Below are 21,746 nucleotides of genomic sequence, written 5' to 3'. Positions count from 1 at the left end.
GCGCCCGCCCGCCCGGCTAGGACACGCTCAGCGCACCCAGGCCGGAAAGTGCTGCTGCAATGGTGGCTGCCGGGTCGGTGGCCTCGCTGTGCAGCGCCCACCAACTGAGCGCTTCGAGGATTGCTGTGTGCACTGCCGTCCCGGCGGTGACGGCGACGAGGCCCCGTGCGTCTTCGCCGCGGCGCCGCGCTACGAACCCTATGATGGCGTGGCGCCAGGCCTCGAACGTGGCAGATTGGTTGGCCCGGAGCTCGGGGGTGAGTGCTATCAGCCGGAGCCGAACACGCATGACCGCGAGGTCCTCGGCGTTCTGGTCGAAAACCCGGGAGACGGCGCCGGCTACGGCCTCGAAGACCGGAAGACCGTCGTCGGCGTTATCGAGTTCCCGCGTGAGCGTCTCAATCGACGATTCGATCCCGCCCCAGACAATGTCGGCTTTGGCGGGGAAGTAGCGGTGCAGCGTGCGCACGCTCATCCCGACTTGCGCAGCGAGCGATCCCATCGACGCCTGGTCGTAGCCCGCCCCGTCAATGAACCCGAGCAGCCTCGACCGCAGGACTTCCGGGTCGGCAAGGGGCGGCCGGCCGATCCGCGGTCTGTTGTGCTCCATCCGCCTAGCCTAGCCACTAGGCAGGAACAGAGTTATGGCATACCGTGACATAACTATCCGTGCACGTGCCAAGGAGGTCACCGTGTCTTTTCCTTTTCCCGATGTGTCCGCACAACCCATTGCCGATCTGATTGCCTTGAAGGGACGCGCGGCACTCATTACCGGTGGCGCGCAGGGCCTGGGCCGGGCAACCGCCGAGCGGCTCGCCGAAGCCGGCGCCAACGTCGCCCTCGCCGACCTGAACCTTGACCTTGCCGCCGAAGCCGCCCGCTCCATTGGGGAGCGGTACGGCGTCACGGCCGTGGGCGTGCGAATGGACGTCACGGATGAAGAGTCCGTAGCGGCAGGCGCCGATGAAGCCGCCGCCGCCATCGGCGCCATCACCGTGTGGGTCAACAACGCCGGCCTCTTCCCCAGCGTGCCGGTGCCGGACATGTCGGTTCAGGCCTGGGACCAGGTCTACGCGGTGAACACCCGCGGCACCTTCCTGGGGGCCCGCGAAGCAGCGAAGCAGATGGCCGGCCGCGGAGGCGTCATCGTCAACATAGTTTCCACCGCAGGTTTCCAGGCACCCGCGCCCGGCCTCTCCGCATACGTGAGCTCAAAGCACGCAGTCCGCGGCATGACGAAGGCAATGGCGCTGGAATTCGCACCGCTGGGCATCCGCGTCCTCGGCGTTGCTCCGAGCTACGTCCCGACCGAAGGCAACATGGCGATGGCCACGGCCATGATGGAACAGGCAGCCGCCGCGGGAATCGAGCTGCCGGAGATGGACGTCATGAACCAGAGCCTGATCGGGCGCACCGGCACCCCGGATGACATTGCCCGCGTTGTCCTCTTTGCCGCCAGTGACCTGTCCGCCATCATGACCGGCAGCGTCCTGCTCGCCGACGCCGGGGAGACGATCTAACGTGACACCGCAAAACAACACTGACCAGGATTACGACGTCGTCATCGTTGGCTTCGGCGTCGCCGGCGCCGCCGCAGCGATTGAGGCAGCGGACGGCGGTGCCCGCGTCCTCGTATTGGACAGCTCCTACGGCGGCGGCGCCAGCGCGCTGTCCGGCGGAGTGGTGTATGCCGGCGGCGCCACCCGGTACCAAACCGAGGCCGGCTATACCGACACTCCCGAAAACCTCTTCGCCTACCTCCGGCAGGAAGCCGGGGACGCCGTCGACGAGGCAACACTGCGCCGCTTCTGCCAGGAAAGCGCCGGGATGATCCCGTGGCTGGAGCGCCATGGCGTGTCCTTTGGCAGCGCCGTCGCGCCTTATAAAACGTCCTACCCGACCGACAAGCACTACCTGTATTTCTCCGGGAACGAAAAAGCGCATCCCTACCGGGAAACGGCCACGCCCGCTCCACGCGGACACCGGGCGGTAGCCAAGGGCCTCGCCTCGGGGAAGGTCCTGTGGACCCGCCTCGCCGAGTCAGCCATGCGGAAAGGGGTACGTTTCATCCCGATTGCCAGGGTCACCGGCCTCATCATGAACGACGGCGCAGTCAGCGGCGTGAAATACCGCGTGCTCGAGCAGTCCCACCCCGGCGCCGCACGCCACCGGCGGATGACGAAGGGCTCGGCCAAAATCGGCAACTGGGCACCGGATCTGGTCAAGGGAACCACGGAGCGTATTGCACGCATCTGGGAGGAAGGGGCGGTGGAGCGCGAAGCGCATGCCTCCACGGTGATCCTGTCTGCCGGCGGCTTTATCTACAACAAAGAGTGGGTAGCCAAGCATGCGCCGGAGTTCACGAAAATCTCGCCGCTCGGTACACCCGGCGACGATGGCAGCGGCATCCAGCTGGGCATGGACGCAGGCGGCACAACCGCGAAAATGGGCAATGTCACGGCATGGCGGTTCCTTTCCCCGCCCAGCGCCTTCATCGAAGGGGTGACCGTTGGCCTCAACGGCCGCCGCATCGCCAACGAAGATCTCTACGGGGCCACGCACGGAAACGTGCTCATGCGCCAGTTCGGAGGCAAGGGCTGGGCAGTCTACGACGCCGACAACTGGAAGAAGGCCCGCCGGCAGTTCTGGACCCAGACCCAGATCTTCCACAAGCTCACGGCAGCGTTCACCTTCACGCTCGGCCACACACGTGCCCGCACCCTCGAAGCGCTCGCCGCGAAGACCGGTGTTGACCCGGCAGCAATGATGGAAACGGTCGCCGCGTACAACTCCGGAATCGCCTCGGATGCCGGCGACCCCGCGCACAAGGAAGCCGACGTGTGCCATCCCGTCACCAAGGCTCCGTTCTACGCGGTGAACATCTCCGACGACGCGTCGTCCTTTTCGCCGATCCCCGGCCTGACCCTGGGCGGGCTGGTGGTCGACGGGCAGACCGGGCTGGTGAAGCGCGAGGACGGTTCCGCCATCCCCGGTCTGTATGCCGCCGGGCGCACGGCTGTCGGAGTCTGCTCCAACAGCTACATCAGCGGACTGTCCCTGGCCGACTGTGTCTTCAGCGGACGCCGGGCCGGTGCGCACGCGGCGTCGCTCCTCGCTGATGCCTCAGCCGTGCCGAGCGTTCTCGAAGAAGACCGCCAAGCCACGTGACTGCTCCCAGGCCGCTGTGGGGAAACCTTCGGGGAGATAAGGCTGTCTAGCCGGTTCCCGGCTCAACCTTCGGGGAGATAACGCTGCCTGCAGCGCTCCAGAACAGCGTTTTCTCCCCGAAGGTTTCAGCGGAGGGCCCTCAAACTGCGTTATCTCCCCGAAGGTTCAAGCCGAGGGCCTCAGAACCCCGTGGACAGTTACGGGGGCCCATGGAAGTTCCCCTGGTTCTGTGGTCCACTGACCTTGCGGCCCGAGCGTAGCTACACTACGTGAAGCCCACCCCTCGGACCGCCGGTTTGAACTCCGGCCCGATCCGAAGGAGTCGACATGTGTCGCTGGCTAGCGTATTCCGGTTCCCCCGTCCGCTTGGATGACCTTCTCTACAAACCCGTGAACTCCCTGGTGATGCAGAGCAAACACTCGCGCATGGGAGTGGAGACCACTAACGGCGACGGGTTCGGCGTCGGCTGGTACGGCACCGAGCCAACTCCCGGCGTCTTTCACAGCACCGAACCAGCGTGGCACGACCGCAACCTGCGCGAACTCGCTGCGCAGGCGTCTGCCCGCCGCGTCTTCGCGCACATCCGGGCCACCACCGGCACAGCCATCCAGCAGACGAACTGCCATCCGTTCCGCCACGGCAAATGGCTCTGGATGCACAACGGCGTGCTCACGGACTTTCCAAAGGTGAAGCGGGACCTGGCCATGGCGGTGGATCCTGGCCTCTACCCGGAGATCGAAGGATCAACGGACTCGGAGATGTTCTTTTACCTCGCGCTGACCTTCGGGCTGGAACAGGACCCCCGCGCGGCGGTCGCCGAGGCCGTGGGCTTCATCGAAGAGACCGGGCAGCGCCGCGGCGTCGAGCATCCCGTCCAGATGACCGTTGCCACCACCGACGGTGAGACGACGTGGGCGTTCCGGTACTCCAGCGTGCGGGACTCGCGGACGCTCTTTGTCAGCAGCGACATCGCGACGCTCCAGGAGCAGTATCCGGAGCATGAACTGCTCGGTAAGCTCTCGGAGGATTCGCGGCTGGTGGTCAGCGAGCCGCTGGGTGACCTCCGCGGCGCGTGGCAGGCTGTGCCGGAGGCAACGGGTGTCGTCGTGCGAGGCGGTGACCAGGAGCAGTATCCGTTTGAACCCGTGGCTCCTGCGGTCGCGGTCTGAGACCCGAGTTCCACCGGCCCCGGCATCCAACCGCGGCCGGTCCCAGTTAACGCGCGTTCGCAGCGCCGTACCGTGCCAGGAAAAGGGCCTCGGTCAGTGCCATATTTTCGATCTCGCTGGGAGCCACACTTTCATTGGGGGCGTGGATGAGGGCCTGGGGTTCCTCCACACCCATGAGGATGATCTCTGCGTTGGGATACGTCTGTTGCAAGACGTTGCACAGCGGAATCGAACCGCCCTGGCCGAGGCTTGTCATGGGGCGGCCGTAAGCCTCCCGGGCGGAAGCGGCCAGGGCCTTGAACGCGGGACCCTCAGTGGACGCCTCGAAGGGTGACCCGGTTGCCTCAACATCCACGGTGATGCGTACTCCCCACGGAGCTGCCGCTTTCAAATGCGCGGTGAGGGCCCGCTCCGCGGCCTCGGGGGCGGTGCCCGGCGGGATCCGGAGATTTAGCCGGGCCGCCGCGCGCGGAACGATCGCGGCGGCGGACCCAACCACGGGCGGACAGTCGATGCCGAGAATCGTGAGCGCAGGCCGCGACCACAGCATGTCCGAGACAGTGCCGTCCCCAAGCAGCGAGACGCCGTCGAGCACGCCTGCGTCCCGGCGGAACTGCTCCGGGTCATAGGCGGCGCCGGACCAGTGGCGGCTGTTGTCCAGACCGGCGACGGTCGTGTTCCCCTGTGCATCGCGGAGGCTGCCGAGCAGTACCACCAGCGCAGCGAGGGCATCCGGTGCCGGTCCGCCGAACATCCCGGAATGGATTTCCGAGTTGAGGGCTTCAACCGCCACGACGACGTTGACCATCCCGCGCAGGCTCACCGTGGCCGCCGGCGAACCCACTGCCGCGTTGCCGGTATCGCAGACCAGGATCGCGTCAGCACGGAGCAGATCCGGATGGGACTCGACGAACGCCTCCAACCCGCCGGTGCCCTGCTCCTCCGAACCCTCGACGACGAGTTTGAGGTTTACCGGGATGTTCTCGCCCAATGCCCGCAGGGCCGCCAGATGCATCACGATGTTGCCCTTGCAGTCCGCCGCGCCGCGCCCAAACCAGCGGCCGTCCACCTCCGTCAGCTCAAACGGCGGAGTCCGCCAGGCACTGTCATCAAGCGGCGGCTGGACATCGTAATGCGCGTACAGCAGCACGGTGGGTGCCTGCGGGTCGGCACTGGGCCGAGAACCGAGAACTACCATGCTGCCGTCCGGTGTCTCCTCCAGCCGGGCATCGGTGAAACCGGTCTGCGCGAATTTATCCCTCACCCACTGCGCGGCCCGCTGGCACTCTTCCGGCGGAAACTGCCGCGGATCGGCCACCGACTTAATCGCAACCAGCTCGGCCAGTTCCTGGTGTGCCTGCGGCATCAGCCGGGCCACGCGTTCCCGTGGATCCATGGTCAGGTTCCTGTCACGTCGTCGGTCTTTAGGTCCTCGATCGAGGCCTTGAACTCATCCAGCTCGTCGGGGCAGTAAACCTCGATGATCAGCAGCTGTCCCAGGACCGCCCGGCGGTCGGAAATCACCGGCCGGGCGCCGGGGCCCGTGGCTCCGTTGGCAAGCATCGAATTCAGGGTTGCCCGGCTCAGCGCCGCGTTCGGATTGGCGCAGGCCGCCCCGCCGTCGTCGCCCAGGATGCGGACCACCTGGTCCTTGTCCGGAGTGTTTACGCCGGCGGCCTCGACCAGCGTAATGAACCTGTCGGCTTTCTCCCCTGCTTCCCGTGACTGCCTGGCAGCCCCGAAGGCGAGAACAGCCCACAGCCCCATGCCTATAAGCAGCACCACGGCAACTATGTAAATCCAGGTGCGCTCGCGCTTTGGCTGATGCTCCACCGGCGTGCTCATGACTCCACCTCCGGCAGTGCGTCCTGTTTCCAGGAAGGCTTACGGAACCGGTAGAACAGGAACGGCACCAGAAGGCCCAGGCCCAGGGCGCCGCCGCCAACAATCAGGACGTAGATCCCCGGATTGCCGGACGCGAACTGCGACGGCGGCACGAACCCGACCAGCAGCGCCGCCAGGGAGGCCGCGAAGCCCACACCGCACAGCCCCAGGAGCATGGGGGCACGGAACCCGCGCGGATGGTCCGGGTGCTTCTGCCGCAGACGGACCGCAGCCACGAACATCAGCAGGTACATGATCAGGTACACCTGGGTGGTGATGACGGAGAAAATCCAGTACGCACTCGAAACGTTTGGCAGCAGCGCGTAGGCCAGGCCGATCACCGTGGTGACGATTCCCTGGACCACCAGGATGTTCTGCTGGACACCGTTCTTGTTGAGCTTCTGCAGGAACGGCGGAAGGTAACCTTCCTGCCTCGATATCAGCAGCAGCCCCTTGGACGGCCCGGCCAGCCAGGTGAGCATGCCGCCCAGGGACGCCGTCACCAGCATGATCCCGACGATCGGCGTCAGCCACTGCCAGCCAAAATTCGCGAAGACGGCGTCGAACGCCTGCATGACACCGGCGGTGAGGGAGAGCTCCTCTGCCGGAACGATCCAAGCGATAGCCAGGGCGGGCAGGATAAAGATCGCGAGCACCAGTCCCATGGCCAGGAACATCGCCTTGGGATATTCCTTCGCCGGATTCTTCAGCGAGGATACATGCACGGCGTTCATTTCCATCCCGGAGTAGGAGAGGAAATTATTGACGATCAGCACCAGGCTGGAGAGCCCGGCCCAGACCGGGAACAGATTTTCGGCGGTCATTGGCGCCGCAGATTCATTGCCCTGTCCCAGGAAGACGACGCCGAGGGTCACCAGGACAACGCCCGGAACCAGTGTCCCGATGATCAGCCCGCCGCTGGCCAGCCCCGCCACGCCTTTGGTGCCGCGCGAGGACACCCACACACCGGACCAGTAGACGACGATGATTACGCAGGCCGTCCACACCCCGCTGCTCGCGAGCTGGGGATTAATGACATAGGCGAGCGTACTCGCGACGAACCCCAGCAGGCTGGGGTAGTAGAAGATGGTCATGGCGAACTGGCACCACACGGCCAGGAAGCCCATGGGCTTTGAGATTCCCTCCGAAACCCATTTGTAGACGCCGCCCGTCCAGCCCGAAGCGAGCTCCGCGGAGACAAGCGAGGTGGGCAGCAGGAATACCAGGGCAGGCAGCAGGTACAGGAAAACGCAGGCCAGGCCGTAGACGGCCATTGTGGGTGCTGCCCGCAGGCTGGCCACCGAACTGGTGGTCATCATTGCCAGTGCAATCCAGGAAATCCACTGGGTGCTGGTGGGGCGGGTCCGGGCCGCCGCCGTCGACCCTGAGCCGTCTATCGGAATGTCGGCGGTGCTCATGGTGACTCACTTGGTATCGCGTGCGCAGTCATGAGAATGCCTCCGAATCAGGTAGGCCAGCCTAATGATGAGTTCAGTATGAAACCGGCCTCAGGAGGTAACCAGTGATGTCAAGTGAATGGGGTCGGCTCAGGCGAAAAGAGATGCTTACGTGATACTGGTGGGCCGGGAGGTAGCCGTTGTTGGCAAAGTGAACGTGGCAGCCGCTGCGGAAGCGGCGGCGTCCTGCAGGGTGCCTTGGACCCGCCGGTGCCGACCCATCACGAAGGCCATCAGCACGCCAAGCAGGCTGAACACCGCCATCACCCATGCGGCAGCTGTCAGCCCCGAGGCCAGGGCATCCCCGGCGGGGGCGCCCTCAGCTGTCTGCGCGCTGACGACATTGCCGTAGATGGTGGCGGCCAGCGCCGTGGCAACCGCTGCCCCGACGTAGCGGGCCATATTGGAGATCCCCGAGGCGCCGCCCACCTGGTTTCCGGGCACTGCTGCGGTGGCAGCCGATGACGCCGGACCGTTGGAGAGGCCCATCCCCACCGCGATGGCAACCAGCGGCAGCAGAAACAGGGGATAGGCCCACGTCGCCTCCGTGAAACCGACAATGACAAAGCCGGCGGTGGTCAGGGCGAACCCGATGCCAACGGTTTGCCGGCCGCCCACCTTCGCTGCCAGCCGGGGCACGAGCGGAGCCACGATCACGAGGCCCGCGGTGGCGGGAAGAGTGGCCAGGCCGGCCTGGAGTGGGCTGAACCCCAGGGTGGAGGGGTCCTGGAAGTACAGGCTCAGCAGGTACATGAGTGCATTGATGGTTCCAGCTCCGATGAGGATAGCGACGGTCGAACCTACCAGCACACGGTTGCGCAGCAGGGAGAGGTCCAGCAGCGGAACCGCCACCCGGCGCTCGACGGCGATGAAGGCGTAGCCGGCAACAACCGTGATGGCGAAGCAGCCAAGCGTGGCAATCGAGAACCAGCCCCAGTCACCGCTCTTGGAAACGCCCAGAATGAGGGGAGTCAGCGTCAGCGCAATCAGGATGGTGCCCGCGTAGTCGATGGCCTGCTGCCGGTTCGGATCCCGGGATTCGGCAACGGTTGCCGCGGTGAGCACAACGCAGACGACGGCGATTCCGGCGTCGATCCAGAACAGCCCCTGCCAGCCGGTGGCGTCGACCAGCAATCCGCCCGCCAGGGGGCCGGCGGCGGCGCCCACGGCCGCCGCCGCTCCCCACAGTGATACCGCCCGAAGCTGCGCGTCACCCGAGTTGGCCACTGACAGCAGGCTCATTCCGCACGCCAGAATGGTTGCTCCGGCCGCTCCCTGGATGAGGCGTCCGGCTATGACCATTCCGCCGGTGCCGGCTAATGCGATGATGACGCAGGAGAGAACGAAAAGCAGCAGCCCCAGCTGGAAGACCCGGCGCCGTCCGAAGACGTCGCCGAGCGAGCCTGACGTGACGATCACCGCAGCACCGACCAGCGAGTAGCCGGTTACTGCCCACTGGAGGGTATCCACGGAGGTGCCGGTGTCCGCAGAGATAGCGGGAAGCAGGATGCTAACCGCCGAGGTGTTCGCATTCACCACCAGGGTGGAGATGCAGGTGGCGGCGAGCACACCGCCCGCCCGGCCGTTGGCCTCCGCGGAGTCGTTCATCGCCCGGTTCCTTCCCCTGGCCAGCCCCCGGTGCACCTTATGCCACGGTAAGTCAGGTACTTTCACCTTGCGAGGGGTTCCAGCCGATAGGGGTACCTGAGCGGGGAGAATCCGCGCGGATCCACTGTTGTTTTCCCGGCGGGGCCCAGGCCTTTTCCGGGCAGGCCTAGCTCCGGTAGGCGCCGCAGGTCTGGAAAAACTTGCGAATGCTTGTTGGATCACCGGCCTGAGCCGGAGCGATCACGTTGGCCTCAAAGTCTTCGGGGTTGACGAAGTGCGCCTGGACCGCCGGCAGCTGGGTGTACCTGTCCAGGTACGCCAGGCTGTCCGATTGCCCGGACGCGTCATCGCTGTCCACCGCCTGCAGATATGAATCCATCCACGCGCAGAGCCAGAAGCCGGCCACCTGAACGTCCTGGTTGCCGTCCATGATCACCGGCACTTCGAGCGATGGGTTCTCTTCCGGATCAAAATAATTGATGGTGCGGAAATGCCAGTCAATGCCTGCAGGCAGCGGTTCCGGGAACTCAGCGACTGCTTAGACCCGGGCCTGGTCGAAGCAGTCCGGCCTGATGGATTGGATAGTGCCGGAGGAATCCGTCTGCAGGATTTCGCCGCCGGGGCAGGGCCGCGGATCCCAGGGTGTCGGGACCGGATTGGCCTTCGCCTCCGCGACGGCCTGGGCTTCATCGATCTCAGCGTCCGCCGGTCCGCAGCCCGCCAGCAGTGCGCCCAACAGAAGCGCGGCCGCAGGGCCCGCAATTCGGTTCCCCATGTGTTCTTGTCCCCCGATTGTCAGTTAGTCAGACCCTAAACGGCGGCGGGAATTTTGAACAGGCCCGGTTTTAGCGCGGTGTGCAGGCTGTGACTGGGACATATGCCTATCTTCGCGAGCGGGCCTGACATCATGGGCTGGTGGAATCTGACCCGGTACACCCAGTTGATCAGGACGCGGCCATCCGAATGTGGCAGAAGTACTCCGCCGCGCACCCGGAGGCGGCGGCCGCCTGCCCGGAATACACCGTGGAGCATTTCGGGGATACGCGACGGCTCGCTGACGAACTTCTCGCCCACGTGCTCAGCGGGAGGAAGCGCGCGACGTCGGAACTCGTCGCGGACTTCCTGGCCAGGGGTGACGCGGTGCCCCGCATCGGATCCCACTGGATCGCCTGCGACGGGACGGGCACACCGCAGGTCATCCTGCGCAGCATCGAACTGCGGCTGGGGTCCTTTCCTACGGCTGACGCGGCCTTTGCCCGGGAAGAAGGGGAAGATGACCTGAGCCTCGAAAGCTGGCAGTGTGAGCACCGCCGGTACTGGACGCGGGTTTCGGCGGCCCAGGGCCGCCAGTGGTCTGAAGCCGACGAAATAGTCTTCGAACGCTTCAGGGTCGTCTGGCCGCCTCAGTACGCAGATCAGGTGAGCGGGGACTGCTGAACAAACACAGGGCCCGCCGCTGCATGCATTATGACGGCGGAGCCCCGCCCAGCACCTTGCCAAAGAGCAGGTAGTCACCGTCCCTGCCCTCGGCGTCGTAACCCGTAGCTTCGTAGAGCAGGCGGGCTCACGGCGCGCGGAGCGGACGGCATAACCGGTGCCCGACGGCGGCGGGAACCTCGGCGGCAGCTGTCGGTCAGGCGCGCTCAGGGGAGGGCCCGCGTTCGGCACGATCGCGGATGCCCCGCAGCATCCGCTCGGTCATGACCCAGCTGACCATCTCCACCGGTTCCACGAGCGCCCCGGTCCAGCCGGTGAGGTAGACATACCGTTCGCGCACCACGAGACGGGTCGATCCATCCGGCTGGGGCAGCAGGACGAAGGCCCAGGTGAACTGAAAGGGTGCTTCGGCGATCGTGCCGTCGATGCCGTTGACGCCGACGCTGAGGACGAGGGCGCGCCCGTCGTCGAGCGCGGCAACCAGCAGTGCCGCGCCCGGGGCGAGGTTGACCTCGTCGCCGACCGAACGGACCTGCAGCTCCGGTTCGATGGCATCGGCGCTGTGGATTCCCAGCCCAACCAGGTTCTCCAGCCAGTCGTAGGAGTAGAAGCCGCCGCGGTTCTGGCCGAGCTGGGTGAGCCAGGGCCACACCGCCGACGGCGGCGCGGCGATGCTGATCGCGCGGGTCGCCGTGAGGTTGGGTGCCTGAAGCAGTTCGTCGCCAGGCAGCGGCATCCGCAGTTCATCGTCCGTGGCACCCCACCGCAGGGAAACGCGGCGTGCAGCGAGGAACACGGCTGCAAAAACTGCCGCGGCTGCTGCCGCGCCCGCCAGGCGCCGTGTCCATCGCATGGGCCAAATATGGCACCGGTGCGCCTCGAGGGCAACGGAGATAGACCGGCCCGGCGCCGGGGGGCGGATGTCCCCGGACCTATCGGGGCGCCGCGCGATGGCTAGCGACGCTGGCTTTCCGCCCTTCAGACCCGGAGCCTAGTTCCCGTCGTTCACTTCCAGGAGGGCATCGTGTTTGGCAGGTGCGCGGAGAGTTTTTGCCGCTTTGATGAGGGAAGCAACGCCAGGCGAGGGTGGTCCTGCCGGCCAGGCGAGAACGGTTGTGATTGTCGGTGCGTCCGGCACGGGTACGGCAACGTGTCCGGCCCACTGCCAGGCACCGCTGGAGGCAGGGATGACGAGCAGTGCTTTGCCGAGCGCAACGAGCTGGGCAAGCTGGGATTGGGTATGGACTTCGGGTCCGGGGCCGTCCGGGTAACTCCCGTCGACGCGCGGCCATCGAGCCATGGGCAGGTCCGGAACGTGAGCGACCTCCGCCAGGGAAAGCTGATCACGTGACGCGAGCGGGTGCCGGGCCGGCAGGATCACGACCTGCCCCTCAGCGAACAAAGGTTCGGCATCCAAGCCTGTGAAGTCATCCACTGGCTGATGCATCAAGGCCGCATCGGCGCGTCCGCTGCGCAGCAAACCGGCTTGCTGGCCTACCTCACACAGCAGAACCTCAGGCGCTGGCATCCCAGCCTGACGTGTAGAGGCCTCAAGGAGTCCTTGCAGCAGGGCATGGGAGGCTCCAGCCTTGGAGGCCAGTACCAATGCCCGCCCTGGGTCCTGGGCTCGCTGCGTCCGGCGTGCCGCGGCCGAGGCGGCCTCAAGGGTTGCCCTGGCCTCACGCAGGAGCACCTGTCCCGCATCGGTCAGGGCCACGCCGCGGCGGTTGCGTTCAAAGAGGCGGACGCCGAGGCGTCGCTCCAGCTGGGAAACTGCACGGGAGAGCGGCGGCTGGGCAATGCCGAGCTCCAGGGCTGCCCGCCCAAAATGCAGGTGTTCCGCAACGGCCACAAAGTACCGCAGTTCCCGGGTCTCGAGCTCGATCACACACCGCACCTTACAGGTGATACCTCTCGGGTATCACAGTGTACTGAGTTGGTCTTGGACGCCGTGTTCACCTCGGACCCATGATGAAGAGCATGGATAACACCAAAGCCGCGCTGGTCACAGGCGCCAACAAAGGAATCGGCTACGCCATCGCAGAAGGCCTTGGGCGGTTGGGATACACCGTCTTTGTCGGGGCCCGGGATGAGGTGCGGCGGGACGACGCCGTCGAGAAGCTGCGTGCCGCGGATCTAGATGCGGTGGGGGTATCCCTCGACGTCACGTCCGATGCCAGCGTGGCTGCGGCTGCCTCGGTCATCGAAGAGAAGGCCGGACGGCTCGATGTTCTCATCAACAACGCCGGCATTTCCGGACGAACCGACTCCGGAGCGCAGGATCCAACAACCCTTGACCTGGGCGTGCTGCACACGGTGCTGGACACCAACGTCTTCGGAGCGGTGAGGGTGACCAACTCAATGCTGCCCCTGCTGCGCCGCGCTGCCTCGCCGCGAATCGTCAACATGTCCAGCAACATGGGCTCGCTGGCCCTTCAAACGGGGCCCGTCCTGGCTGCCTACGCGCCGTCGAAGTCAATGCTGAACAGCATTACGACGCAGTACGCCCGTGCCTTCTCCGGCTCGAACATCATCATCAATGCTGCCTGTCCCGGCTACGTGGCCACCGACTTCACTGGATTCAACGCCCCGCGCACAGCCGAGCAAGGGGCCGCGATTGCGTTGCACCTCGCGACCCTCCCGGACGACGGCCCCCGCGGCGGCTTCTTCGACGACGGCGGTGCCGTGCCCTGGTGACCCCGCCACGCAGCTGAGGTCCGTGACAACCGGTCAATCGGTCCGGTGAATCCCCAGATCAGTGCGGCCGGGATGGAGATCGGCGCGCAGGGCACGGGTGCCGCGGTAGTCGCCGCCGCGCAGGCTCCGGAAGCGGCGGGGCGTCTCCGAGTCCAGGGCGTCCAGCCGCTCCCGAAGCCGCTTCACCTCCTGGTCCACCTGCGTGGAATCCAGGGCATCGGCGTCGTACACCACATGGAGGTCCAGGACCTCGACGCCCGTGTACCAGAGCACTCCGTGGGTGAGGGGGAAGAGCAATGACTCCAGGTCGCCGCTGATGCCCCGCGGGCCAATCGACCGTTCGTCTTCCCCGGCGGTCACCAGGACGAGTGCCTTTCGCCCGGCGAGCCCGCCGTCGCCGTACCGCCGGGGCACGCCGAGCTCCGGATCCAGGTCCCCGTAGGCGAACTGGTCGGTGAGCACGCGGTCGAACCAGCCCTTCAGAATCGCCGGGGGACCGTACCACCAGAGCGGAAACTGCAGGACGAGCAGCTCGGCTGCGGCGAGCTTGGCCTGCTCCGCCTGCACCTCAGCCGGCAACTGGCCGGCGGCATAGGATTCCCCTGCCTGGACTGCGAGGTTGCCCGGTACGCCTGCAAGGCCGCCAAGGTCGCTGTCACCCAGAACGGGATTAAATCCCTGGGCGTAGAGGTCCGACGTCGCCACCTGATAACGGGTCGACAGCGCGCTAACCCCTTCACGGAACAGCCGGCCATTGAGGGATGCGGCACGCGGATGGGCGGTTACCCATAGAGCGCTGCCCGGTTTCGGGGGATGGATGATTGGCATGTCAGGCCTCCTGGGTGCCGGCGGTCTTTGGGGAGCCGCCTGCGACGGCGAGAACGACCGCGGTGAGTGTGCTGCGGGCCTGGGCGGCGCTGATCCTGCCGCTCAGTGCGGTCCGGGCCAGGGCGTCTCCGGCGCCGGTGACGGCCTGGAGCCCGGCGAGGCTGGGCGGACCCGTGAAGGGTTCCAGCGCCTCCCGGTACATCGCCAGGTAGGCGTCCTCGGCCTCCTGCCGGATTCCAGCCAGGGTGGAGAAACCCGCCAGGGCGGCGACGACGTCGGCCAGTTCCCTGCCCTCGGCAAGGCAGCAGTCGATATAAGCGCCGGCAACCAGTCCCGCCACGACGGTCACGTCCGGCTCTGCGTCGGCCAGGGCGGCCGCCAGTGTTTTCCGCTGCCGTTCCTCGAACTCTCGGTAGAGCTCGGCGAACACGCCGGCCCGGTCACCGAAGTGGCCGTACACCAGCGGCTTGGTCACGCCTGCGCGTTCGGCCAGGCGGCCGAGGGTGAACTCGTCGGTTCCAGCATCCCGGATCAATTCGCGGGCCACTTCCAGAAGCTGGGTCCTGCGCTCCTGCCTGGAGAGGCGGCGCCGTGGCTGGGCTGCAACGTTGGTCATGCCGGCTCCCGGAAATCGGTAACTTACTAGTGGTAACTTACCGTTGGTAACCGTTAGTGTCCAGAGGTGTTCATGTCCCGGTCAGCAACCCGGTCAGCCAGCCTACGGTTCCTCGGTGCCGGGCCGGACGCCGGACCACGACGCCGTGCCGCCGGAACCGGGGAAGACGGTTTGTTTCACGGCACTGTCACCGGCGACCGCCGTGGAGACGTAGTAAAGCGAAAGATCAGGCACCTCCGGGTTGTAAGGCCCGTACAGGCCCGGCGCGAGTGCCACGAGCCGGCCGTCCACAAGACTGCCGCTGAACCAGGCTGCGACGCGGTAGTCCACGGACGAGGCATTCACGACCATTGGGTAACCCGGGTACGCGGCACTGGCGCCCTCGGCGGCCGGCTTCGCCAGGCCAACCTCGTAGCGGGCGCAGACAGCGAGGATGTCCCCGATGGTGTCCGTCCAGGCGAAGGGATCGAAGGATACGGCAGACCCCGTTGATGGTTCGGCCAGCGTGAGAACGCCCCCCATCGCCTGGGTCAGCTCTGCCAGCGGCGGTTCCACTACGGGCGGTGCATCCGCCGCGAGGCCCCGGAGCGTTTCATCGACAGCTCCGGCGGCCTCAGGCGATCCGGTGAAACCGAAGGTCCCGTCCTCGATCCGCACGAGGGAGATTGCCTGGTACAGAGGACCCGTGCCATCGGTCCCGAGCAGTTCGGAGCAGGTTTGCTCTTCGGTTGCCTCGGACGCCGCTCCGTCCGCTCCGGCGGACTGCCCGGCGGGCTGTCCGGTGGACGACGGCGGCGCCGACGGTGATGCGGTCTGAGAAGAAGCCTCAGACTCGGTATCCGTGCACCCGGTAAGGAGCAACAGGGCAAGGACAGGGACGGCAGCGGTTTTTCTCATGATTCCCCCGGAGAATGTGAACAGTTGTCCCACCCTAGCGGCATTGCAGCCCTGCCTCCGCCTGAATGGCGTTAGCCCAGCGCGGCGTGCGGGTAGGCGGCCTCGCGCTGCTGGAACTGGAGAACATCCTTGTTCCGGATGACGCCGTCCTGGATTTCAATGGCTTTCCGGATGGTGTCGTTGTCCTGCCAGGCCTCCCGCCCCGCAAGCACCGTTTCCAGGAAGGGCAGCAGTGCTTCGCTGATCTCCCAGCTGGCGGAATTCCAGAGGTAGGACGGGCTGTGGTCGACGGCGTAATAGTCGATGTGTTCGCCCACCTGGAACATGGGGTCCGCGAACGTGGTGGTCTTCGCCCACTCAAAACCCATGCCTTCATCACAGGAAACATCCACGATCAGGCTGCCGGGCCGGAAACCGGCCAGGTCATCGGTGCGCAGGTAGGTCAGCGGTGCGTTGGGGTCCTGCAGGGTGCAGTTGACCACAATGTCCGCTTCGGCGAGGAACGGTGCCAGCGGTACCCGGCCGTGTTCGGTAATGACTTCGCTGAGGAACGGTGCCTTCGGATCATGGTCGAACTGGATGATCCGCGCCGAGTGGATCGGTGATCCGACGGCTGCGACATCACGGTTGGTCAGCACCTGGACGTCGTGGATGCCGTGCGCGTTCAGGGCGGTGACTGCACCGCGGGCGGTGGCACCGAAGCCGATGACGACGGCGCTCAACCGCCGGCCGTAGTCGCCCGTGGAGCCGGTGAGAGCCAGGGCATGCAGCACGGAGGAGTAGCCGGCCAGCTCGTTGTTCTTGTGGAACACATGCAGGCCGAAGCCGCCGTCGCTCTTCCAGTGGTTCATCGCCTCGAAGGCAATCAAGGTCAGCTTCTTGTCGATCGCCAGCTGGGTGATCGCCCGGTCCTGTACGCAGTGCGGCCAGCCCCAGAGCGTCTGGCCGTCCCGGAATTCGGCCAGGTCCGCGGGCTGCGGCTTGGGGAGGAGGACGACGTCGGCTTCCGCGCGCCGCTGCTCGCGCGGCAGCATCCCTCGCACGAGGGGTTTGAGGACATCATCGGAAACGCCGAACATCTGGCCGTAGCCCTCTTCGAGGATGAGCTGCTGCCGAAGCTCGGGATCGATCCGCTCAACGTGCAGCGGATGGATCGCCAGGCGCCGCTCAGCCGGCTTCCGCGTACTGGAGATAATTCCCAGCGTGAGGCCGTTCGAAGGGGCACTCACTTTTTACGGCTTGCAGCCTGGGTGCCGGTGGCCTTTTCGGTGGGGCTGGGCGACTCTGCCGCGGCCCTCTTAGCGGCGCGTTTTTCCTTGATGGATTTACTGGACTTGGCGGATGCTGATTGGCGCGGGGACTTGTCTGACATGTTCGCTCCTGTAACGGAACCGAAAGGCTCCTGACCCCGCACCCTACAGGTTCAGGAACAGCTTCGTTGGCCAGTACCGCCAGCGGCTCGCCAAGTCTTCAGCAAAAAAGCCGGACCGCCCTGCCAAGGGGCGGCCCGGTATCGGTCTGCTTGTTACTTCTGCTCGTCGTCCTTGTTGCCGTCGGCGACGTCCTTGATCTTGTCCTTGGCCTGGTCAACCTTCTCCGGGTTGTCCTGGGCTGCGTCCTTCGCCTTGTCTGCCATTCCGCCGATATCTGCCATGGGATCTGCCCTTCTTTCTCTGGGCCGGGGCGGGGAAGCCTACTGCCTCAGCCGGTCTTCCCATCGTCCACCCGTACAACCAGCGGTGTCACCCCTCAGGCATTTCGGTGGCGCCGGCTAGCGCGCGAGTGCCTCGTTGGCCCAGGCATCGGTGTAGAAATCCGGCGACAGCGATTCCATCAGCTCGGCGTAGACGTCCGGCTCAACAGCCTGCGCCGAGCCCTCCGGGACCGTGGGAGCGAAGGCTGAGACGCCGAGGCCGGCCTGGCGGTCCTGCACGGTCAGCCCTGCGGCTTCCAGGATGGTGGGCAGCATGCTCAGCTGGTCGACGCCGGCACGGGGCTCGGTGGCCGTCCCGCCCGGAACCCAGATCCGGTTGAAGATGGTGCGGTTCTCGTGGTGGTCCAGCTGCTCATGGAAGGCGTCACCGGCGCTCATGTGCTTGAGGTGGTCGCCCATGATGACGACGGCGGTGTCCTCCAGGTAGCCCTGTGCCTTCATGTGCTCGACGAAGCCTGCGACCTGGGTCATCGAGCAGGCAAACGCAGAGGTGACCTTATTCTCGGTGTCCACGGTGCAGTAGTCGTAGATATGCACCGGTTCGTGGGTGTCCAGGGTCAGGACCGAGAGGTTGAACGGCTGGCCGGTTTCCTCGGACTGCGCGTGCAGCCGATCGACCTCTTCCTTCGCGTTGGCCATCAGCCGCTCATCGCTGAGGCCCCAGTCGCTGCGGAAGCTGTTCTCCGGTTCGCCGGCAGCCCGCCAATCGTCCAGGCCCTTGACCTGGGAGTAGCCATGGCCGCTCAGGAAGGTGTCCTTTGCGGCGAACGAGGACCTCGCGCCGCCCAGGAAAGTGCTGGTGTAGCCCTGCTCCTGCAGGATGTCACCAAGACAGGTGACCCCGCCCAGATAGGTGTCCACATCGCCGCTGCCCACGCTCTTGGCGTCGGTGGCCGTGCTGTCGCCGGCACCGAAAACCGTGCCCTTGAGCGGGATGCCGCACTGGGTGGAGACCAGGCCCGCCATGGTCCAGCCCCCGCCCTGGTACTGCTGGAAATCCTCGATGGTCTGCCAGCCGTCCGCTTCCTGCGTGACTTCCTTCAGGGGAACAAAGGCATCCTTTTCGAAGAGCTGGTCATCGGCAAGGGTCTGTTCCCCGGACTCCAGATAGATGAGCACCAGGTTCCGCTTGCTGTCCGCATCGGTGACGGTGGGCTCCACGTAGTAGTTGCCGACGTCGTACTTGGAGTTCGCTGCCTTGATGTAGTCCGCGATCCCCACCGTGGTGACGAATGCCGTGGTGCCGCCAACAACCACCGCGGAGACCAGGAACGTGGCAATGACCCGCATGGTCCAGCTCGGCCGGTGGGCCTGCCGCGCGGCGAGGTGCTTCCGCTTGCGGCGGCGGCGCTGCTGGAAGAAGGCGATAGCCAGCGTCAGGAGCACCGGAGCGACGCCGATGGCAAGGATCGCGGTCCACACAATGGCACCGCCGCCGCCGTCGGGATCCACCGACTTGAGGTTCAGGAGCATCTGGCTGAAGGAGATCCGGCCCCACGTGTAATGGATGACCGCAGCGGCGCTGAGCATCAACAGGCCGGCCCAAATCAGGACATAGACCAGGACGTGTCCCAGGACGACGCTGCCGCGCCGGGTCGCATGTAGAAACCGACCAGACATGGCAGCACCTCGCATTCCTAAGCAGTGTGGGCGAAAAATATGGCTGGCCTTGACATCCGGACAGTCCTTGGGTTCAAGCATCTTAGTTGGCTATTATGCCTCGTTCAACTGGGCGTCATCCGCCTGCGCCCCGGCGGCTGGCTCCCAAAGCCACTTGCACCGGTACCTGCGGCGGGGAAAAGTCCGGACCGAAGACCTGCGTGCAGGGAATAGATCAGCGTGGGATCGCCTTGGTCTCCACTATGAAAGCAATCGTCTACTCCGAGCCCGGAGCGTCCTCTGTCCTCTCCCTCGCCGAGCGTGAGGTTGCTGATCCCGGCCCCGGCGAAGTGCGGGTCCGCATCACCGTATCGGGGGTGAACCCCACCGATTGGAAGGCCCGCGCCGGAGGTGTTCCCTTCCCCGAGGTGGTACCCAACCAGGACGGCGCCGGCGTTGTCGACGCCGTGGGCGAGGGGGTTGAGGGCCTGCAACCCGGGGACCGCGTGTGGGTGTTCCTGGCAGCCCACGGCCGTCCCACGGGAACCGCGCAGGAATTCGCAGTCCTGCCGGCCGGGCGTGTGGTCCCGCTGCCGAACGGCGTGGGCTTCGACGTCGGTGCGAGCATCGGTGTGCCGGCCATGACGGCCCACCGTGCGCTCACGGTGCACGAGTTTGGGCCGTCCCGGCTGTCTCCCGGGGCGCTCGCCGGACGAACGGTGCTGGTTCAGGGCGGTGCCGGAGCCGTGGGGCACGCCGCGATCCAGCTTGCCGCCTGGGCAGGAGCTGACGTCATTGCAACGGTGAGCTCTGACGCGAAGGCAGAGCTGGCCCGTGCTGCCGGAGCCCGGCACATTGTCCGTTATCCCGATGACTCCGAAGCTGACCGCATCCGCGAAATCGCGCCCGACGGCGTCGACCACATTGTGGAGGTCTCCCCGGCACAGAACGCGGCACTCGACGTCGAGGTGATCGCCAACCACGGCAGCGTCGCCTACTACGCGAACAACAACGGCGAGGAATTCACCGTGCCGATCGTGGCCAGCTTCGCCAAGAACGTCCGCTGGCAGGGTGTGCTCGTCTACACGGTTGGCGAAGCGGCACATCTGGCCGCGGTGGAAGACATCACCGCTGCACTGCAGGACGGCGCACTTCCGGTGGGTGAGGAAACGGGCCTTCCACTGACCTGGTTCCCGCTGGAGGAAACCGCCGCCGCCCACGATGCGGTGGAGAACGGCACCACCGGCAAGATCCTGATCCAAGTAGGGGACTGACCTACTGCTTCCGGCGCGCGGCGGGCTTCACCACCCGCCGCGTGTAGGCGTGTGTCCCTGCCGGGCGTCGTCGGGCATTGTCATTTCCGCCCGCAGGCCCAGCAGACGGATGGGGCGGCCCGGCTCAATATTCCCTGCCAGATCCAGCGCCCGCGCCAGCACGTCTCCCCGGTCGAAGGTCTCGGGGATTTTGCGGGCGTGGGTCTTGGTGGTGAAAGGGGCGTAGCGGACCTTCAGGGTTAGGCCAATAACCGGCCTCCCCTCGGCTTCCACGTCCTTCAGGACCTCGGCAGCCAGCTGTGAAACGGCGTCGTTCACCTGGTCCGGCTCGGTGAGGTTGGTCTGGAATGTGGTCTCGCGGCTGTGGCCGCGCGCCACCCACGGTGTGTCATCGACAGTACTGGAGCCGTCCCCACGTCCAAGCGAGGCATACCAGGGGCCCATTTTCGGCCCAAACTCCGGGACCAGCGACTGCGGGTCAGCCGCTGCCAGCTCATCGACGGTCTTGATCCCGAGCTTCGCCAGCCTGGCGGAGATCTTGTTGCCAACGCCCCACAGTTCCTTCGTGGGTTTGGCTCCCATCACGGTGAGCCAGTTCTCTGCCGTGAGCCGGAAGACGCCGGCAGGTTTCCCGAAGTCGGTGGCGTTCTTGGCCCGGACAAGGGTGTCGCCCACGCCCACGCTGCAGTGCAGCTGCGTCCGTTCAAGCACGGCGGCCTGGAGCTGCCGGGCATAGGCTTCCGGGTCCTCTGTATTGACGCCAACGAACGCTTCGTCCCAGCCAAGGACCTGCACGACGGCGCCGGGCTGGGCGCGCAGGGTGGCCATCACCTCGTCCGACGCCGCGAGGTAGGCTTCGGCATCCACCGGGAGCAGGACGGCGTCGGGCACTTTGCGGGCCGCGATGCGCAGCGGCATGCCGGAACCGACTCCGAAGGCGCGGGCTTCATAGGACGCGGTGGAGACCACGGCCCGCTCGGTGGGATCGCCGCGGCCGCCGACGATGATCGGTTTGCCGGCCAGCTCAGGGCGCCGCAGTACCTCGACCGCGGCGATGAACTGGTCGAGGTCAACGTGCAGTACCCAGGGAATTGAGCTCACGCGACCTAGTGTGCCTTAGAACAGCTCCGTGGTCACCGGGTGGCGTAGGGTGGTCCGAACGTTGCCGACGGGGAGGACAGACTATGCGAAACGGCGGCCGCCCGTCCGGGAAGGAAGACCGGATCCCACATCCGCTGATGAGCGTTTCGACCATTCTTCTGGCCGTGCTGTTTGGCGTCTTCGACCCCTTCACCTGGTGGAGGACAATCGCCGTGATATTTCTGTTTTCCATCGGCGTCTACGGTCTGTATCAGTGGTGGAGTTTCCGGCGGGAGCAAATGCGGGAGAGTGCCTGA

General features: G+C 65.9%; 23 protein-coding genes. 7 read left to right on the top strand and 16 right to left on the bottom strand.

Annotated features, from left to right (window positions below):
* Positions 1–16 precede the first annotated feature (16 nt).
* Positions 17–610 carry a TetR family transcriptional regulator gene (locus tag TVB01_RS12605; RefSeq protein WP_422456247.1) on the bottom strand — a complete coding sequence of 198 codons (594 nt, stop codon included), beginning with the start codon at positions 608–610 and terminating at the stop codon, positions 17–19.
* A gap of 82 nt (positions 611–692) precedes the next feature.
* On the opposite strand from TVB01_RS12605, the gene TVB01_RS12600 reads away from it, so the two are divergent.
* The 3 genes from TVB01_RS12600 (at position 693) to TVB01_RS12590 (ending at position 4,338) form a co-directional block, all read left to right on the top strand.
* Positions 693–1,520, top strand: coding sequence for an SDR family NAD(P)-dependent oxidoreductase (locus TVB01_RS12600; protein WP_422456246.1), 828 nt, complete (start codon positions 693–695; stop codon positions 1,518–1,520).
* 1 nt (position 1,521) lies between these two features.
* A complete protein-coding gene (locus TVB01_RS12595) occupies positions 1,522–3,168 on the top strand; it encodes an FAD-binding protein (protein ID WP_422456245.1) in 1,647 nt (548 codons plus the stop codon).
* Between the two features lie 327 nt (positions 3,169–3,495).
* On the top strand, positions 3,496–4,338 hold the full coding sequence (locus TVB01_RS12590) for a class II glutamine amidotransferase (protein WP_400487785.1): 843 nt from the start codon (positions 3,496–3,498) through the stop codon (positions 4,336–4,338).
* Between the two features lie 46 nt (positions 4,339–4,384).
* On the opposite strand, the gene TVB01_RS12585 is transcribed toward TVB01_RS12590, so the two are convergent.
* The 6 genes from TVB01_RS12585 to TVB01_RS12560 all read right to left on the bottom strand — a co-directional run bounded on the left by TVB01_RS12585 (position 4,385) and on the right by TVB01_RS12560 (position 10,062).
* On the bottom strand, positions 4,385–5,734 hold the full coding sequence (locus TVB01_RS12585) for a dipeptidase (protein WP_422456244.1): 1,350 nt from the start codon (positions 5,732–5,734) through the stop codon (positions 4,385–4,387).
* A gap of 2 nt (positions 5,735–5,736) precedes the next feature.
* Positions 5,737–6,183, bottom strand: a complete 447-nt coding sequence (locus TVB01_RS12580) for a hypothetical protein (RefSeq protein WP_152229009.1) — start codon at positions 6,181–6,183, stop codon at positions 5,737–5,739.
* Positions 6,180–7,640 carry an APC family permease gene (locus tag TVB01_RS12575; protein WP_091608490.1) on the bottom strand — a complete coding sequence of 487 codons (1,461 nt, stop codon included), beginning with the start codon at positions 7,638–7,640 and terminating at the stop codon, positions 6,180–6,182. Before TVB01_RS12575 ends, TVB01_RS12580 begins: the two co-directional genes overlap by 4 nt.
* Before the next feature lie 147 nt (positions 7,641–7,787).
* Complete coding sequence (locus tag TVB01_RS12570; protein ID WP_400487780.1) at positions 7,788–9,287, bottom strand: MFS transporter; 1,500 nt, start codon at positions 9,285–9,287, stop codon at positions 7,788–7,790.
* A gap of 166 nt (positions 9,288–9,453) precedes the next feature.
* Entirely contained in the window at positions 9,454–9,717 is a 264-nt protein-coding gene (locus tag TVB01_RS12565; protein ID WP_422456243.1) for a hypothetical protein, read from the bottom strand.
* 108 nt (positions 9,718–9,825) lie between these two features.
* Positions 9,826–10,062 (bottom strand): hypothetical protein, encoded by a 237-nt coding sequence (locus tag TVB01_RS12560; RefSeq protein ID WP_422456242.1) that lies wholly within the window; start codon positions 10,060–10,062, stop codon positions 9,826–9,828.
* A 188-nt stretch (positions 10,063–10,250) separates the two neighbouring features.
* On the opposite strand from TVB01_RS12560, the gene TVB01_RS12555 reads away from it, so the two are divergent.
* Complete coding sequence (locus TVB01_RS12555; protein WP_152229055.1) at positions 10,251–10,724, top strand: ASCH domain-containing protein; 474 nt, start codon at positions 10,251–10,253, stop codon at positions 10,722–10,724.
* 196 nt (positions 10,725–10,920) lie between these two features.
* On the opposite strand, the gene TVB01_RS12550 is transcribed toward TVB01_RS12555, so the two are convergent.
* Complete coding sequence (locus tag TVB01_RS12550) at positions 10,921–11,577, bottom strand: SRPBCC family protein (RefSeq protein WP_152229006.1); 657 nt, start codon at positions 11,575–11,577, stop codon at positions 10,921–10,923.
* 138 nt (positions 11,578–11,715) lie between these two features.
* The gene (locus TVB01_RS12545; protein ID WP_422456241.1) at positions 11,716–12,612 is read right to left on the bottom strand and encodes a LysR family transcriptional regulator; all 897 of its coding nucleotides are present in this window, start codon (positions 12,610–12,612) and stop codon (positions 11,716–11,718) included.
* A 92-nt stretch (positions 12,613–12,704) separates the two neighbouring features.
* Between TVB01_RS12545 and TVB01_RS12540 the strand changes: the two genes are divergently transcribed.
* Positions 12,705–13,421 carry an SDR family oxidoreductase gene (locus tag TVB01_RS12540; protein ID WP_422456240.1) on the top strand — a complete coding sequence of 239 codons (717 nt, stop codon included), beginning with the start codon at positions 12,705–12,707 and terminating at the stop codon, positions 13,419–13,421.
* A gap of 33 nt (positions 13,422–13,454) precedes the next feature.
* Here TVB01_RS12540 and TVB01_RS12535 read toward each other — a convergent pair whose 3' ends face one another.
* From TVB01_RS12535 to TVB01_RS12510, 6 genes are all read right to left on the bottom strand, one after another.
* Positions 13,455–14,249, bottom strand: a complete 795-nt coding sequence (locus tag TVB01_RS12535; protein ID WP_422456239.1) for an NAD(P)H-dependent oxidoreductase — start codon at positions 14,247–14,249, stop codon at positions 13,455–13,457.
* 1 nt (position 14,250) lies between these two features.
* The gene (locus TVB01_RS12530; RefSeq protein ID WP_400487768.1) at positions 14,251–14,865 is read right to left on the bottom strand and encodes a TetR/AcrR family transcriptional regulator; all 615 of its coding nucleotides are present in this window, start codon (positions 14,863–14,865) and stop codon (positions 14,251–14,253) included.
* A 102-nt stretch (positions 14,866–14,967) separates the two neighbouring features.
* Positions 14,968–15,762 carry a hypothetical protein gene (locus TVB01_RS12525; RefSeq protein ID WP_400487766.1) on the bottom strand — a complete coding sequence of 265 codons (795 nt, stop codon included), beginning with the start codon at positions 15,760–15,762 and terminating at the stop codon, positions 14,968–14,970.
* Between the two features lie 71 nt (positions 15,763–15,833).
* The gene (locus tag TVB01_RS12520; protein ID WP_422456238.1) at positions 15,834–16,991 is read right to left on the bottom strand and encodes a N(5)-(carboxyethyl)ornithine synthase; all 1,158 of its coding nucleotides are present in this window, start codon (positions 16,989–16,991) and stop codon (positions 15,834–15,836) included.
* 296 nt (positions 16,992–17,287) lie between these two features.
* Entirely contained in the window at positions 17,288–17,416 is a 129-nt protein-coding gene (locus TVB01_RS12515) for a hypothetical protein (RefSeq protein ID WP_422456237.1), read from the bottom strand.
* Between the two features lie 117 nt (positions 17,417–17,533).
* The gene (locus tag TVB01_RS12510; protein WP_422456236.1) at positions 17,534–19,096 is read right to left on the bottom strand and encodes an LTA synthase family protein; all 1,563 of its coding nucleotides are present in this window, start codon (positions 19,094–19,096) and stop codon (positions 17,534–17,536) included.
* A 242-nt stretch (positions 19,097–19,338) separates the two neighbouring features.
* On the opposite strand from TVB01_RS12510, the gene TVB01_RS12505 reads away from it, so the two are divergent.
* On the top strand, positions 19,339–20,349 hold the full coding sequence (locus TVB01_RS12505; protein ID WP_422456235.1) for an NADPH:quinone reductase: 1,011 nt from the start codon (positions 19,339–19,341) through the stop codon (positions 20,347–20,349).
* Between the two features lie 27 nt (positions 20,350–20,376).
* On the opposite strand, the gene TVB01_RS12500 is transcribed toward TVB01_RS12505, so the two are convergent.
* A complete protein-coding gene (locus TVB01_RS12500) occupies positions 20,377–21,450 on the bottom strand; it encodes a DNA polymerase IV (protein WP_422456234.1) in 1,074 nt (357 codons plus the stop codon).
* Positions 21,451–21,533: 83 nt separating this feature from the next.
* On the opposite strand from TVB01_RS12500, the gene TVB01_RS12495 reads away from it, so the two are divergent.
* On the top strand, positions 21,534–21,746 hold the full coding sequence (locus tag TVB01_RS12495; protein WP_404321083.1) for a hypothetical protein: 213 nt from the start codon (positions 21,534–21,536) through the stop codon (positions 21,744–21,746).

The organism is Arthrobacter sp. 7Tela_A1 (assembly GCF_049311065.1).
Lineage (GTDB): Bacteria > Actinomycetota > Actinomycetes > Actinomycetales > Micrococcaceae > Arthrobacter_B.
The sequence above is the reverse complement of the archived record's forward strand: the minus strand, read 5'-3'. Positions and strand labels throughout refer to the sequence as shown.